The sequence below is a fragment of the Roseibaca sp. Y0-43 genome (assembly GCF_020667835.1).
Lineage (GTDB): Bacteria > Pseudomonadota > Alphaproteobacteria > Rhodobacterales > Rhodobacteraceae > Roseinatronobacter.
In genome coordinates this window covers 119,506-134,418 of the sequence record NZ_JAFMPR010000002.1, presented here as the reverse complement: position 1 = coordinate 134,418, position 14,913 = coordinate 119,506, and the positions used below count along the sequence as shown (strand labels likewise).

The window sequence follows — 14,913 nt, the reverse complement described above, 5'->3', positions numbered from 1 at the left end:
GGGGGCATGATGGGCGCGGAATTCGTGCAATTCTCGCTGACACCGATCCTGATCGGCATTTTCGCCGCCATGGCTTGCGCGCTGCCCGGCAATTTCCTGATCCTGCGCCGCCAAGCCATGATCGGCGATGCGATCAGCCATGTCGTGCTGCCCGGTATCGTCATGGGCTTTCTGGTCAGCGGAACGGTCGCGGCGGGGCCGATGGGTTTGGGTGCAGCAGGCGCGGCCATCATCGCCGTGGTGCTGATCGAAGCCATCCGCCGCTTTGGCAGGGTCGAGCCGGGCGCGGCGATGGGGGTGGTGTTCACCTCGATGTTTGCCGCGGGCGTGCTGTTGCTGGAGCAATCCGGCAGTTCTGGCGTGCATCTCGACGTGGAACACGCGCTGATGGGCAATCTGGAGCAGCTGATCTGGCTGCGCGCCAGCGGGTGGGCCTCGGTGCTCGACCCCGCCGCTTGGGCCAGCCTGCCCCCGGAATTGCCCACCATGGCGCTGACTTTCGCCCTGATCGGCGCGCTGACGCTGGCCTTTTGGCGCTGGCTGAAAATCGCGACCTTCGACGAAGGCTTCGCGCGGTCCTTGGGCATTCCTGCGGGTGCGCTGGGTTTCGGGCTGGTCATCAGCGCCGCTTTGGCGGCGGTAGCGGCGTTTCAGGCGGTCGGGTCCATCCTTGTGATCGCGATGTTCATCTGCCCGCCGGCAGCCGCGCGGCTGATGACCAACAGCCTGAGCGCCCAGATCTGGTGGTCGCTGGCCTTCGCAGCCCTGTCTGCCATCCTTGGCTATGTGTTGGCAGGCTATGGCCCGCTATGGCTGGGCGCGCGCGACGCGGTGAGCGCGGCGGGGATGATCGCGGTCGTCTCTGGGGTGATTCTTGGACTTGCGGTGCTGTTCGGGCCACACCGCACCGGCGCGCGAGCGGTCTGAGCGCTTTAGCCGCCCTGCATCATTTTTTCATGCACCGCCTGCATGCCCCGCGCGGCCATATCGCTCACCTCATCTGCATGGGTGTGAAGCGCTGCGACCATTTCCGGGTCGTCCGAGGTCTGGGTCACAACAATGCCCGCATCGGTCAACTCAATCTCGGTCGAAATCGCCTCCGGTCGGGCGAAGAAAATATCCAGCGTCGGGCTTTGGATAAAGACCTGCGGGTCGCGCCCCTCTTCCACCCGCGCGATCATGCCGGTGACATGGCTGACAAGGGCCGCCATCACATCGGGATCGGTCGCGCGTGTCACGGTACGAATGCCATTCGGCAAATGCGTGACCTCGCGCTCGAGCGTCTGGAAATTGCGGAACATGATGGCCATTTCCGCGCTTTCCTGCGCGGTCGCATCCAGCCCGCGCAGGCCTGGCATGGTCGCCTCGTCATGCATATGGCCGGGGTCGGCCCCGTGCATCCCGCCATGCCCCATACCGTGCCCCATGCCCTGCGCCTGAAGCGCAGAGGCCGCAAGACACAGCACCAGCGTTCCGCCGATCCGTATCGAGGTGAAGTAACGACGCATGAACAACCCTCCAAGTGACGGGGGCATTCTGACCCGTGCGGTGCCCTCTGGCAAGCGCCCTTGGCGCTCAGCCCGGCAGCTTGTCGCGCAGGAAGGACAGCGCCAGCGACAGCCCGTCATGGGCAATGCCATGCGCGGTGCCCTTCGAGATGTGGCTGTAGGTCTCGAACCCTTCGGCAACCAGCGCATCGGCCGCCTCTGGCATGGACGCGACTGGCACCACATCGTCTTGGTCTCCATGCACCAAAAGCACTGGCGGGCGGCTGATAGTTTCAGCGCCCAGAAGTTCTGGAGCTAGCAATCGCCCAGAAAAACCCACCAGCGCTCCAACAGGCTGCGCGCGGCGCGGTGCGACATGCAGCGACAGCATGGTGCCTTGGGAAAAGCCCACAAGCGCCAGCGCGTCGGGGGTCAGCCCCTCTTTTTCCAAAATACCATCCAGAAAGGCGTTGAAATCATCCGCCGCCGCCAACAGGCCCGCGCGGGCCTGCTCTTCGCTGGACCCGTCGATCCACGGGATCGGGAACCACTGGTAGCCGAACGGGTTGGCGACGCTCTGCTCTGGTGCGTCGGGGGCGAAGAACACGGTGTTGGGCAGATGCGGGCCAAGCGGGTCGGCCAGCCCCAACAGGTCGGACCCGTCCGCGCCATAGCCATGCACGAAGACGACTGCCGATGTGGCCTTGCCCCCGCTGGACGGCCCGCGCCGTTCCGATGTCAAAACCCGTGTCATGCAATGCCTTCCCTATCGGTTTCCACGCGGTAATACGCCCACAACAGCCCCGCCGCAACCGTCCGCCACGGCGACCATGCTTCGGCCATGCGCCGCAGCGCCGCTTCGCGCGGGCGGTCGGGCAAATGGAACAGGCGGCGCGCGGATTCTTGCAGCGCCAGATCGTTGGGCGCAAAGACATCGGCGCGGCCAAGGCTGAACATGGCGTAGATCTCGGCGGTCCAGCGGCCAATGCCCGTGACCTGCACCAGCGTCGCGACGACCTGATCGTCGGGTGCTGTGCGCAAGGCGTCGAAATCTATGCCCGCACCCGCCAGCGCGCGGGCATACCGCACCTTTTGGCGCGACAGGCCCGGCGCGCGGAGTGTGTCGTCATCGGCAGCCAGAACCGCGTCGGGTGTCGTCAGCCCTGCCCTTTCCAGCCGCGCCCAGATCGCGCGGGCGGCGTGCGTGCTGACCTGTTGCCCCACGATCGCGCCCAACAGATGCGCGAACCCATCCGGGCGACGGCGCAGGGGTGGCACACCGGTCAGCCTCAGCGCATGGGCAAAGCGCGGCTCTTGCGCGGCCAGCCACGCGGCCCCTTCGGCCATGCAGTCCTCTGATGTCAGGATGCGACCAACCGCCGCCGGATCGTTGCACATGTAAAACACCACTTTCAAATGGAATATATCCGCGCTAATCCTGCGCGCATGAGCGATACGATTGCAACCCCGTCCACCGAGGCCCGCGCCAAGCGCAACGTGGCCGTCCTTGTCGCGGCACAGGCCGTGGTGGGCGCGCAACTGCCGATCATGTTCATCATCGGCGGTCTGTCGGGGCAAATGCTGGCCCCGAACCCCTGTTGGGCCACGCTGCCGATTTCCATGATCGTGCTGGGGTCGATGCTGGCGGCGACGCCCTTATCGGCCATCATGCAAGCCTATGGGCGGCGTGCCGGGTTCTGGCTGGCCTGTGTCAGCGGCGGAATCGGCGCTTTGCTCGCCTCTTACGGGCTTTATGCCGGGTCGTTCTTGATCTTCTTGTTGGGCAGCCTGTTTTCCGGCGTCTACATGTCGGCAAATGGCTTTTACCGCTTCGCCGCCGCCGATATGGCCAGCCCCGAATACCGCCCCAAGGCGATTTCCTTCGTGATGGCGGGGGGGCTGTTGTCGGCCATTTTCGGCCCACAACTCGTTTCCGCCACGTCGGACGCGATGGCGGTGCCGTTTCTGGCGACATACCTGACGGTGATCGCGCTGAACATCGGCGGTGTGCTGCTTCTGAGCTTTCTGGACATCCCGACACCGCCGAAAGCCGAGGACGGCGCGCCCAAGGGCCGCTCTGTGCAAGAGTTGCTGACAAGCCCGTTGATCGCCGTCGCGATCATCTGCGGAACCGTTTCTTACGCGCTGATGAACCTTGTCATGACCTCGACCCCCCTGGCGGTGGTGGGCTGCGGGTTCGACACCGGGGACGCGGCCAACATCGTGTCAGCGCATGTGTTGGCCATGTATGCGCCCTCTTTCTTCACCGGCCACCTGATCGCGCGTTTCGGCTCTCGCATGATCGTGGCGGTGGGGCTGGTCATTCTGGCGCTGTCGGGCGCGGTGGCCATGTCCGGGGTCGAGCTAGAGCAGTTCTACATCGCCCTGATCCTTTTGGGGCTTGGGTGGAATTTCGGCTTTATCGGGGCCACCACGATGCTGACCGCCGCCTATTCGGTCGAAGAGCGCGGACGCGTGCAGGGGCTGAACGACATGATCGTGTTCGGCGGGGTGTTCTTGGCCTCGCTCAGTTCCGGCAGCCTGATGAACTGCTCTGGCGGGACCACCGAAACCGGCTGGCAGCTTGTGAACATGGCGATGCTGCCCTTCCTTGTGCTGGCAGGCGGCGCGCTGATCTGGCTGGCCGCGCGCCCCAAAGAGGCGTAACCCACCACTCCCCACCTGACGCAACGTGACGGCGCGTGCCCCTTGCGCGGCCCCGTCGCTGGTGCTTTGGTATGGCCCAACACGGAACGCACCGGAACGGGAGGGGGAAGGGATGCGGGATTTTCGAACGGCAGAGGATGTGCGCGCGGTCGAGGCCGAGGGCACTTGGGACACGCGCGCCATGCCGGCATCGGTCTATCAGGCGATCACCCGCGCCCGCGATCTGTGGGGCAACCGGCCCGCGATCTCTTTCCAGTTATTCTCTGACCCAAAGGCCCGCGCGGAAACCCTGTCTTGGGCCGAATTGCACAGCCGCGTGACGCAAGCTGCAAACCTGTTTCGCAGCCTTGGGGTGCAGGAAGACGACACCATCGCCTATGTGCTGCCCACGCTGAACGAAACCGCGATCGCGCTTCTGGGTGGCATGACCGCGGGGCGGGTGAACCCGATCAACCCGCTGCTGGAACCTGAAAAGATTTCCGCCATCCTGCGCGAAACACGCGCCAAGGTCGTGGTCACGCTGCGCGCCTTTCCGAAAACCGACGTGGCGCAAAAGGTGGCCGAAGCCGTGGCTTATGCGCCGGATGTAAAGCACGTGCTGGAAGTGGACCTGCTGCGCCATCTGTCGCCGCCCAAAAGCTGGATCGTGCCGTTGATCCGCCCCAAGGTCGAGGTGCACCACCACGCCAAGGTGCAGGATTTCAACGCCGCCATGTTCGAATGCAGCAAGGCGCTGTCCTTCGCCACGCCAGAGCTGGACCGCGTCGCCGCCTACTTCCACACTGGCGGCACCACCGGCACCCCCAAGGTCGCGCAACATCGCTTCGGCGGCATGATCTATAACGGATGGCTGGGCGCAGAGATGCTGTTCACCGAGAAAGACGTGCTCTTGTGCCCGCTGCCGCTGTTCCATGTCTTTGCCGCCTACCCCATCCTGATGAGCTGCATTATGTCCGGCGCGCATATGGTCTTGCCCACGCCGCAAGGCTATCGCGGCGATGGTGTTTTCGACAATTTCTGGAAGCTGATCGAGCGCTGGAACGTGACCTTCATGATAACGGTGCCGACCGCTTTGTCGGCGCTTATGCAGCGCCCGGTCGATGCCGATGTCTCCAGCCTGCGCACCGGCATTTCCGGCTCTGCCCCCTTGCCGAAGGAGCTTTATCGCCGCTTCGAGGACGCGACCGGCGTGCAGATTTCCGAAGGCTACGGGCTGACGGAAGCGACCTGCCTTGTGTCCTGCAACCCGGTGGACGGGATGAAGAAGGTGGGCTCTGTCGGCCTGCCCCTGCCCTACACGCAGGTGCGCATCCTGCGCGAAGATCAAGGCGGCTTCGTCGAATGCGCGACCGACGAGGTGGGCGAGATCTGCATCTCGTCGCCCGGTGTGTTCGAAGGATCTACCTATACAGAGGCCGAGAAAAACGCCGATCTGTTCGCCGAGGGCCGCTTCCTGCGCACGGGCGACCTGGGGCGTCTTGATGCCGATGGCTATCTCTGGATCACCGGGCGCAAGAAAGACCTGATTATCCGGGGCGGCCATAACATTGACCCCGCAGAGATCGAAGAAGCGCTGCTCACGCACCCGGCCGTGGCCTTCGCCGGAGCGATCGGCCAGCCCGATGCGGTGGCCGGTGAAATTCCTTGCGCCTATGTCGAGCTGATCGCGGGCGCAGAGGCCAGCGCGGACGAGTTGATCGAGCACGCCACTCCGCGCATCACCGAACGCGCAGCCATCCCGAAATACATAGAGGTGCTGCCCGAACTGCCCAAAACCGCCGTCGGCAAGGTGTTCAAGCCCGACCTGCGCAAACAGGCCATCACGCGCGTGGTAAATGCAACGCTGGAAGACGCGGGGCTGAATGCCAGCGTGGTCGATGTGGTCGAGGACAAGAAACGTGGCCTTGTCGCCCAAATCCTGACCGATGCACCCGACGACCCGAAGCTGATCGCCGCGCTTGACCGCTTCGCCCTGCCTTGGGACGCGAAATAGAGTCTTTGCCGCAACATCGGCGCGGCAAAAGAAAACCCCGCGCCGTCAGCGCCTTGACAGGATGACGCGGGCCTGAGACTCTGCTGCCAAAAGATATAAAATCTTGAGGCAGAACATGAGCATTCAGACAAAAGCCGCGTTTGCGGTCGCCTGTTCGGCGTTGCTGGCGGCCTGTGGTGGCGGTGGCGATGGCGGCGGTGCGCCCGCCCCGGTCGCGGCCCCCAACAGCTTTACCCTTGGCACCAACGGCACCATTCAAGAAGCCCGCGCCGATATTTCGCGCGGCGAGGATGGCCGCATCATGCTGACCATGACCGAAGGCCCGATGGAAGGCACGACCGTGCTGTGCGTGGACCAAACCATGGGGCGCTGTCAGGTCGTCGGCGGCCCCGAAGGCACCAGCGGCGAAGGCACCCTGGTGCAACGCTTGGCCGGGAATTACGCCTTCGTCGGCAATTTCGCGATCCTGCAACTGGAAAACGGCGCCTTGGTCAGCAACAACCAGCTTGTCTATGGCGGGCTGCCAGAACATGCGGACCAGACGGTCGCGTTGCCCGAGGGGCAGGTCAGCTATACCGGGCGTTTCGAAGCGGGTTATGGGCTGGCCAACGAGGAAGCTGGGCTGATGTCGGGCACCGCAAGCCTGCTTGCCGATTTCAACGCCGGGCGCATTTCCGGCGCGTTCGAAGGCGCGACGGGGGCCGGCACCGGTGTCTCGGCCAGCTTCAACAACCTGACCATCGACGCGACGAACGGGCAATTCACCTCGACCGATGACACGGTCATCCTGTTCCAGGGCGTGGAAGCCGGCGGGGCTATTCACGGCGCGTTTTACGGCCCCAATGCCGACGAAGCGGCGGGCATCTTCAATTTCGGCAACGACCAGGGCGGCATGAGCGGTATCTTCCTGACCTGTCAGGGCGATACGGCGGGCTGTTTGGAATAAGCCAAGGCCTCCTCAAGAAAAACGCGCGCAGCCAAGGGCTTGCGCGCGTTTTTTCATGTCGCTTTCAAAGCAGGTGGTCGGGGCGATAGGATTCGAACCTACGACCTACGGTACCCAAAACCGTCGCGCTACCAGGCTGCGCCACGCCCCGACAGGGATGCTTTACTCGGCCCGTGCCGCGCTGAAAAGAGCGAATTGGCCACTACACAGGTTTTTTGTGCCCCGGTTTTGCGCGTGCAAGGCACAGGGTGTCGCGCAGGGCACGCTAGTTTGGCGCGCTGCCCTCGCAGGGCCAACTGGCAGTGGCTTGATCCAGTCGGGGATGGCGCAGCTCGCTGCCCACCTCTATGCCGATGGCGCGCGCCATACCGCCATTCACTTCCAGCACCATCAACACATTGTCTCCGCCGGGGATGGGGGTTTCATCCAGCGGGCGGGCCTCGTGGTGGATATGGGTGACAATGCCGGTCGGGTCCACGAACAGCATATCCAGCGGGATCAGCGTGTTGCGCATCCAGAAAGACGCGCGCGTGGGCGCTTCATAGATGAACAACATCCCCGCAGAGCGCGGCAGGCTTTCGCGGAACATCAACCCTTGCGCGCGGCTTTCCGGCGTGTCGACCACTTCGACCGAGAAACGCGCCTGCCCCCAGTCGCCGCGCAAATCCACCCGCTCTGGCGCGCACTCGGCGCGGGCGACGGGTGCCAGCGCCAGAACCGCCAGCAATGCTGCGGTCAGCAGGGAAAGCGCGCGCCTAGTCATCATGCAGCGCGGCTTCCCAAGGTTCGATCAGGGCGGCCATGCGGCCCCGTTCGCCATCGACCACGCGAATGGCAATCGCCTCTCCGGGCAGCAATTCGGCCAGTCCTGCACGGCGCAGGGTTTCCATATGAACAAAAACATCTTCCGGCTTGCCGAAGCAATTGGCAAAGCCAAAGCCCTTGACCTTGTCGAACCATTTCACGCGCGCAGGTTCCAGCGGAACCGAACGGTCCACAAGCTGCGCGCGCTCGGATGCGGCCTCGCCTTCGGCACTTTCGTCCAGCGGCGGCAGCACAGCGAACACCTCGGACACCTGGTAGCCGCGCGCGGTCTTTTGCACGGCCACGGTCATCCGGGCATTGTCGCAGACAGAGCTTAGCCCGAAATTCCGCAGCGCATTGGCATGAAGCAAAATATCCGGCCCGTCTTCATGCGTGGTCAGGAATCCGAAGCCCTTTGCCGGGTCAAACCATTTCACAGTTCCCTGCACTTTTTCATCAGGGTCGTATTCGAAAGCCATCCTTGGTCTCGCTCGTCATATAGGCGCGCGACGCGCAGTCGTTCGTGTCTGTAAAGGGGGCAGCCGGGAACGCAGGCTGAAACAAACTCTGATCGTGCCGCTCAGGGAGCGAGCCTTGTGACCGACCAATTACCAGAGGGGTCAGACTTGCGCCACTGAAACCGGTCGTGCAAGCGGAAAGCGCCGTCGGCCCAGAACTCTATCTCGACCGGCTCAATCCTTATGCCACCCCAGAACGGGGGCCGCGGCGGGTTGGTGCCGTGACGCGCCGTTTGCCGCGCCACCTCTGCCATGAGCGATGTGCGCGAGTCCAGCGGTTGCGACTGCGCCGAGGACCACGCCCCCAGCCGGCTTTTCAACGAGCGCGAGGCGTAATAGGCATCCGCCTCTGGCCCGTCATAACGTGAGGTGTGGCCCCGCACCCGGATTTGACGACGCAAGGATTTCCAGTGCAGCACGAAAGCCGCCGTGCCGCTGGCCTCTATCTCGCGGCCCTTGGCGCTGGTGTAATTGGTGTAGAAGACAAAGCCATCATCGAGGATGTCCTTCAACAGGACCATCCGCACATTCGGCATTCCTTGCGGATCGACCGTCGCCAAGGCGATGGCATTGGGGTCGTTCGGCTCCAGCGGGTCGGCTTCGGCCAGCCAGCGGCGGGCGATCTCGAAGGGCGATTGCCCGGCAAAAATTCCATCCCGCTCGCTCACATGTCCCTCTTGTCGTTAACTCACGGCCCCGCCGCAGCCCTGCGGCATTCTGACCGTGTTAACATGTAACATATGCCCGGCCCAAGGCAACCGCTGCCCGACCATTTCGCCAAAGCGAACCTTGCAGGCTTTCGGACTATGGCCTAATGCTTTCCCACGTTTTTCTAGGAGCAGCACCATGTCAGCGTTGATGAGCGGCAAACGTGGCCTGATTATGGGCCTTGCGAATGACAAATCCATCGCTTGGGGCATTGCCAAAATTCTGGCCGATCACGGCGCGGAACTGGCCTTCAGCTACCAGGGCGACGCGCTGAAAAAACGCGTGCTGCCCTTGGCCGAAAGCCTTGGCACGCCGCATCTGTTCGAATGCGACGTGACCGACATGGCGTCTGTCGATGCGCTGTTCGAAGGGCTTGAAAAGCTGTGGAGCAAGATTGACTTCGTCGTCCATGCCATTGGCTTTTCTGACAAATCCGAATTGCGCGGCCGCTATGTCGACACCAGCCGCGACAATTTCAACATGACGATGGACATCTCTGTCTATTCCTTCACCGCCGTCTGCGCCCGCGCCGCGAAACTCATGCCCGAGGGCGGCAGCCTGCTGACCATGACCTATTACGGTGCCGAACAGGTCATGCCGCATTACAACGTCATGGGCGTGGCCAAGGCGGCGCTGGAAGCGTCGGTCAAATACATTGCCGAGGATCTGGGCAAGGACGGCATTCGCTGCAATGCCATCAGCGCCGGACCGATCAAGACGCTGGCGGCAAGCGGCATCGGCGATTTCCGCTATATCATGAAGTGGAACGAGTTGAACTCGCCGCTCCGCCGCAACGTGACGCAGGAAGAGGTCGGCAAGGCCGCGCTTTACCTGCTCTCCGATCTGGGCAGCGGCACCACGGGCGAGAACCTGCATGTCGATGCGGGCTATCATGTCGTGGGCATGAAAGCGGTCGATGCGCCCGATATCGACGTTGTCACCGGCAAGAAGGACGCCTGAGCCATGTCTGACCGTTTGCCCCATGAAAAAGGCTTCCATATCTCTTGGGACCAGATCCACCGTGACAGCCGCGCGCTGGCATGGCGGCTGGACAAACACGGCCCCGATGGCGGCGACTGGCGCGCCGTGGTCGCCATTACGCGCGGCGGTCTGGCGCCCGCAATGATTATCGCGCGCGAGCTGGACATTCGCGTGGTCGACACGATCAGCGTGAAATCCTACAGCCACCAGACGCAGGCCGAAGCGCAGGTTTTGAAAGCGCCACAGGCCGAGATCATGGGCGCGGATGGCGAGGGCGTGCTGATCATCGACGATCTGGTCGATACCGGCAAAACGCTGGAACTGGTGCGCAAGATGTATCCCAAGGCGCATTTCGCGACCGTCTACGCCAAGCCGCAGGGCCGCGCGATGGTCGACAGCTTCATCACCGAAGTCAGCCAGGATACATGGATCTTCTTTCCGTGGGATATGGCGCTGCAATATGTCGAACCCTATCGCGGCACCTGAGCGTTAAGCGCGGCTAAACCAGTTGTGACTAGACTCCGGGCTGGAATGCGCCATCTGTCGGCCATCACCAGTGAAGGAGTCGTCATGCCGCGCCTGACCCGCCTTGTCCTTGCCGCCACGGCCATGGCCTGTGCCACGCCGCTTGCCGCGCAAGAGAATGCCTTGTCGTTTTCGCTGACCGGCGGCGCGCGGGTTGCGCCCGACTATTTCGGCGCTTCCGGCTATGGCGTGTCGCCCGCCATCAGCTTCGGGTTTCAGGGGTTGCGCTTCGGCGGCACGCAGCTGGGCGACCCGGACGGCCCGCGCGTCTTTGCGCCCGGTGCCGGGCTGCGCGGCTCGTTCCGCTTCATTGGCGAGCGTGAGGGCGTGAACGAGCTGGCGGGCATGAACGACGTCGATGCCGCGCTGGAACTGGGGATCGGCGCGCATTACACCGCCGATATGTGGCAGGTCTTTGCGGATCTGCGTTATGGCGTTGTCGGTCACAAGGGCATTACGGGCGAGCTTGGCGGAAACCTGATTTACCGCGCGCCAAGCGGTCTGGTGCTGAATGCCGGCCCGCGCGCCGAATTCGGCTCTGGCCGCTTTACCAACACCTATTTCGGGGTCACACCGGCGGAATCCATCGCCTCTGGCCTTGCAGCCTACACCGCGTCGGGCGGGGTGTATTCGGTGGGCTTTGAAATGGGCGCTTACCAACCGCTGGGCGCGGATTGGGGCCTGACCGGCACGCTGCGCTATGACCGTCTGCGCGGCGATGCGGCGCGCTCGCCCATCGTGGCCCAAGGCAGCCGCGACCAGATCAGCGCCGAAATCGGGCTGACACGGCATTTCAACCTGCGTTTCTAAGGCAATCGGGGCGCGGGCAGTGCTTGCCCCTGCCCCGCGCATTCTCTAGACAGGCGCAAACAACTTTTCCTCGCTGATCGAGAGTGCGTGCATGTCGTCGAAGAAGAATTCCAAGGGCAAGAAACTTGGCGCCGGTCTGCTGATGGGTCTTCTGGCGCTCAGCCTGCTGGGCTTTGGCGTCGAAGGCTTCGGCACCGCGCGGCAGACCATCGGCACGGTGGGCACGCGCGACATCACCGCCGATGACTACGCGCGCACGCTGCAAAACGACCTGCGCGCGCTGCAAGCGCAGCTTGGTCAGCCCATCACCATGGAACAGGCGCGGCTTTTCGGTCTGGACCAGCGCGCACTGGAGCAATTGATCGACCGCGCCGTGCTGGACACAGAGGCCGAGCGCTTGGGCGTGTCCGTGGGCGACCCGACCGTGCAGGCCGAGATTGTCGCCATCCCGAATTTCCAGGGGCTTGATGGCAGTTTCGACCGCGAAGCCTACCGCTTCGCGCTGCAAAACTCTGGCCTGACAGAAGCCGAATTCGAAACCTCTATCCGCGGGGAAATCGCACGTTCCATCCTGCAACTGGCCGCCATCGGCGGGGCAAGCGCCCCCGAGGGGCTGGTCGCGCCGCTGTTGAACTACCAGGGCCAGACGCGCGACTTCACTGTGCTCAGCTTGGGCGTGGACGATCTGGACAGCCCCGTGGGCCAGCCGGATGACGCGGCGCTGACCGCCTATTACGACGGCAATATCGACCGCTATACCCAGCCCGCCGGGAAGCGGCTGGACTACGCGTGGATAACGCCCGAAATGCTACTCGACACGCTGGACGCCGACGAGGCAGAGCTGCGCGCCGCCTATGACGCGCGCGCGGCGCAATACCGCCAGCCCGAGCGCCGTTTGGTCGAGCGGCTGATCCTTCCGGACATGGACGCCGCAGAAGCCGCCGTCGCACGCATCGCATCGGGCGAGGCCACATTCGAGGTCATCGTCGCCGAGCGTGGCCTGTCGCTGGATGACACCGATCTGGGCGATGTCACCCAAGAGACACTCGAAGAAGCCGGCGACGCCGTTTTCGCGCTGACAGAGCCGGGCATTGCCGGCCCGGTCCAGACCGATCTTGGCCCGGCGATCTTTCGCATGAACGCGATTTTGGCCGCGCGCGAAACCAGTTTCGAGGAGGCGCGCGACGAATTGCGCGACGAGGTGTTGATGGACCGTGCGCGCCGCGTGCTGGGTGACAATCTGGACCTCTATGAAGACCTGCTTGCCGGTGGCGCGAGTGTCGCGCAACTGGCCGAGGAAACAGAGATGCAGGCGGGCCAGATCGACTGGCGCCCCGGCACCCAAGAGGGCATCGCCGCCTATGACGAGTTCCGCGAGGCCGCCGCCAGCATTCAGGCCGGCGATTTCGCCGAGATCACCATCCTCGCCGATGGGGGCATGTTCGCGCTGGAACTGGTGGAAGAGCTGCCTGAAGCCCCGCGCCCGCTGGACGAGATTCGCACGCAAGTGGTGCAGGATTGGCAAAACGCCCAGATCGAAGAGCGCCTGATGGCGCAGGCCCAAACCCTGCGCGCAGAGGTCGAGGGCGGCACCGCGATTGACGCGCTGGGGCTGGACAGCCTGCGTTTTGCCGACCTGTCGCGCACCGACCCGGTGCCCGACCTGCCGCGCGCGGTTCTGACCGAAGCCTTCGCGCTGGACGAGGGCGCGCTCAGCATCGTGTCAGAAGGCACGCGCGTGCATCTGGTGCAATTGCACGCGGTCGCGGCCCCTGACCCCGGTCTGGACAGCACAGAGCAGATCCGTCGCGCGCTGGAAGCGCAGATCACCCAAAGCTACACGCAGGATCTGTTCGGCTATTTCAGCTCGGCCTTGCGCGAAGGGCAGCCGATCCAGCTGAACCAGCAGATGATCGACGCCGTGCAGCAGAGCTTCTGAGCCATGGCCACCCTCACCCCCGAATTCGACCGGTTCGAGGCCGCCTGGGCCCGCGGCGAGAACCAGCTTGTCTATATGCGGCTGGCCGCCGATCTGGATACGCCCGTCTCGCTTTACCTGAAACTTGCGGGCGGGGCGCGTGACAGTTTCATCCTCGAATCCGTGACCGGGGGCGAGGTGCGCGGGCGCTATTCGATCATCGGCATGAAACCCGATCTCGTCTGGCAGTGCCGGGGCACGGCTGCGCGGTTGAACCGTCAAGCGCGGTTTGACCCAGAGGCATGGGAAGATCAGGACACAGCGCCGTTGGACAGTCTGCGCGCGCTTCTGGCCGAATCGCGCATCGACATTCCCGACGACCTGCCCGCCGCCTGCGCGGGGCTGTTCGGCTACCTGGGCTATGACATGATCCGGCTGGTCGAGCACCTGCCGAATGTGAATCCCGACCCCATCGGCGCGCCCGATGCGCTGATGCTGCGCCCCTCGGTCGTCGCGGTGCTGGACGGGGTGAAGGGCGAGGTGATCGTCGTCGCACCCGCTTGGGCGGCCAGCGGCCTGCCCGCGCGCGCGGCCTATGCGCAGGCTGCCGAACGCGTGATGGATGCCGTGCGCGATCTGGAACGCGCCCTGCCCGGCACGCCCCGCGAATTGACAGAGGCCGACGCCCCCATCGGCGCGCCTGTGTCGAATTTCGCCAAGGCCGACTATCTTGCGGCGGTCGAGAAGGCCAAGGATTACATCCGCGCGGGCGACATTTTTCAGGTCGTGCCCTCGCAACGCTGGTCGCAGCGTTTTGCGCTGCCACCCTTCGCGCTCTATCGTTCGTTGCGGCGGATGAACCCCTCGCCCTTCATGTTCTATTTCGATTTCGCACTGTCGGATGGCCCGTTTCAGGTGATCGGGGCCAGCCCGGAAATTCTGGTGCGGCTGCGCGATGGCGAGGTGACGATCCGCCCCATCGCGGGCACCCGCCCCAGAGGGGCGACGCCCGAGGAAGACCGCGCGCATGAGGCAGACCTTTTGGCCGACCAGAAAGAGCTGGCCGAACACCTGATGCTGCTGGATCTGGGCCGCAACGATGTGGGCCGTGTCGCCCGCATCGGCACCGTGCGCCCGACAGAGGAATTCGTGATCGAACGCTATAGCCACGTCATGCATATCGTCTCGAACGTGGTGGGCGAATTGGCCGAGGGACAGGATGCGCTCTCTGCCCTGCTGGCAGGTCTGCCCGCCGGCACGGTCAGCGGTGCGCCCAAGGTCCGCGCGATGGAGATCATTGACGAGCTGGAGCCGGAAAAGCGCGGCGTCTATGGCGGCGGCGCGGGCTATTTTTCGGCCGGGGGCGAGATGGACATGTGCATCTGCCTGCGCACTGCCGTTCTGAAGGACCAGACGCTTTACATTCAGGCCGGGGGCGGTGTGGTCTATGACAGCGACCCGCAAGCCGAATACGAGGAAACCGTGAACAAGTCCCGCGCCCTGCGCCGCGCGGCGGAAGAAGCCGGGCGCTTCGCGCGCGGCAACGGCTAAAACAG

At 64.0% G+C, this 14,913-nt stretch carries 15 protein-coding genes and 1 tRNA gene; 9 read left to right on the top strand and 7 right to left on the bottom strand.

Features of this window, described 5'->3' with window-relative positions:
• Positions 1 to 6 precede the first annotated feature (6 nt).
• Positions 7 to 927: a metal ABC transporter permease gene (locus J1C52_RS02955; protein ID WP_227426436.1), complete on the top strand. Its 921-nt coding sequence runs from the start codon at positions 7 to 9 to the stop codon at positions 925 to 927.
• A gap of 5 nt (positions 928 to 932) precedes the next feature.
• On the opposite strand, the gene J1C52_RS02950 is transcribed toward J1C52_RS02955, so the two are convergent.
• From J1C52_RS02950 to J1C52_RS02940, 3 genes are all read right to left on the bottom strand, one after another.
• Positions 933 to 1,508, bottom strand: coding sequence for a hypothetical protein (locus J1C52_RS02950; RefSeq protein ID WP_227426435.1), 576 nt, complete (start codon positions 1,506 to 1,508; stop codon positions 933 to 935).
• Between the two features lie 67 nt (positions 1,509 to 1,575).
• Positions 1,576 to 2,241: an alpha/beta hydrolase gene (locus tag J1C52_RS02945; RefSeq protein ID WP_227426434.1), complete on the bottom strand. Its 666-nt coding sequence runs from the start codon at positions 2,239 to 2,241 to the stop codon at positions 1,576 to 1,578.
• Entirely contained in the window at positions 2,238 to 2,885 is a 648-nt protein-coding gene (locus tag J1C52_RS02940; protein ID WP_227426433.1) for a DNA-3-methyladenine glycosylase family protein, read from the bottom strand. The genes J1C52_RS02945 and J1C52_RS02940 overlap by 4 nt, the downstream gene beginning before the upstream one ends.
• A 48-nt stretch (positions 2,886 to 2,933) precedes the next feature.
• Here J1C52_RS02940 and J1C52_RS02935 point away from each other — a divergent pair, with 48 nt between their 5' ends.
• The 3 genes from J1C52_RS02935 (at position 2,934) to J1C52_RS02925 (ending at position 7,093) form a co-directional block, all read left to right on the top strand.
• Positions 2,934 to 4,154, top strand: coding sequence for an MFS transporter (locus J1C52_RS02935; RefSeq protein ID WP_227426432.1), 1,221 nt, complete (start codon positions 2,934 to 2,936; stop codon positions 4,152 to 4,154).
• 112 nt (positions 4,155 to 4,266) lie between these two features.
• A complete protein-coding gene (locus J1C52_RS02930) occupies positions 4,267 to 6,147 on the top strand; it encodes an acyl-CoA synthetase (protein WP_227426431.1) in 1,881 nt (626 codons plus the stop codon).
• A 115-nt stretch (positions 6,148 to 6,262) separates the two neighbouring features.
• Positions 6,263 to 7,093: a transferrin-binding protein-like solute binding protein gene (locus J1C52_RS02925; RefSeq protein WP_227426430.1), complete on the top strand. Its 831-nt coding sequence runs from the start codon at positions 6,263 to 6,265 to the stop codon at positions 7,091 to 7,093.
• A gap of 74 nt (positions 7,094 to 7,167) precedes the next feature.
• Here J1C52_RS02925 and J1C52_RS02920 read toward each other — a convergent pair.
• The 4 genes from J1C52_RS02920 to pdxH form a co-directional block, all read right to left on the bottom strand.
• A tRNA-Pro gene (locus J1C52_RS02920) sits at positions 7,168 to 7,244 on the bottom strand.
• 114 nt (positions 7,245 to 7,358) lie between these two features.
• On the bottom strand, positions 7,359 to 7,856 hold the full coding sequence (locus J1C52_RS02915) for a DUF192 domain-containing protein (RefSeq protein ID WP_370633225.1): 498 nt from the start codon (positions 7,854 to 7,856) through the stop codon (positions 7,359 to 7,361).
• On the bottom strand, positions 7,849 to 8,376 hold the full coding sequence (locus J1C52_RS02910) for a cold-shock protein (RefSeq protein WP_227426428.1): 528 nt from the start codon (positions 8,374 to 8,376) through the stop codon (positions 7,849 to 7,851). Before J1C52_RS02910 ends, J1C52_RS02915 begins: the two co-directional genes overlap by 8 nt.
• Before the next feature lie 101 nt (positions 8,377 to 8,477).
• A complete protein-coding gene (gene pdxH, locus J1C52_RS02905) occupies positions 8,478 to 9,083 on the bottom strand; it encodes a pyridoxamine 5'-phosphate oxidase (RefSeq protein WP_227426427.1) in 606 nt (201 codons plus the stop codon).
• Positions 9,084 to 9,261: 178 nt separating this feature from the next.
• Here pdxH and fabI point away from each other — a divergent pair, with 178 nt between their 5' ends.
• The 5 genes from fabI to trpE all read left to right on the top strand — a co-directional run bounded on the left by fabI (position 9,262) and on the right by trpE (position 14,908).
• The gene (gene fabI, locus J1C52_RS02900) at positions 9,262 to 10,083 is read left to right on the top strand and encodes an enoyl-ACP reductase FabI (RefSeq protein WP_227426426.1); all 822 of its coding nucleotides are present in this window, start codon (positions 9,262 to 9,264) and stop codon (positions 10,081 to 10,083) included.
• 3 nt (positions 10,084 to 10,086) lie between these two features.
• Entirely contained in the window at positions 10,087 to 10,590 is a 504-nt protein-coding gene (gpt, locus tag J1C52_RS02895; RefSeq protein WP_227426425.1) for a xanthine phosphoribosyltransferase, read from the top strand.
• 84 nt (positions 10,591 to 10,674) lie between these two features.
• Positions 10,675 to 11,439, top strand: coding sequence for a MipA/OmpV family protein (locus J1C52_RS02890; RefSeq protein ID WP_227426424.1), 765 nt, complete (start codon positions 10,675 to 10,677; stop codon positions 11,437 to 11,439).
• 91 nt (positions 11,440 to 11,530) lie between these two features.
• Complete coding sequence (locus tag J1C52_RS02885; protein WP_227426423.1) at positions 11,531 to 13,378, top strand: SurA N-terminal domain-containing protein; 1,848 nt, start codon at positions 11,531 to 11,533, stop codon at positions 13,376 to 13,378.
• A 3-nt stretch (positions 13,379 to 13,381) separates the two neighbouring features.
• Positions 13,382 to 14,908, top strand: a complete 1,527-nt coding sequence (gene trpE, locus J1C52_RS02880) for an anthranilate synthase component I (RefSeq protein WP_227426422.1) — start codon at positions 13,382 to 13,384, stop codon at positions 14,906 to 14,908.
• Positions 14,909 to 14,913 lie beyond the last annotated feature (5 nt).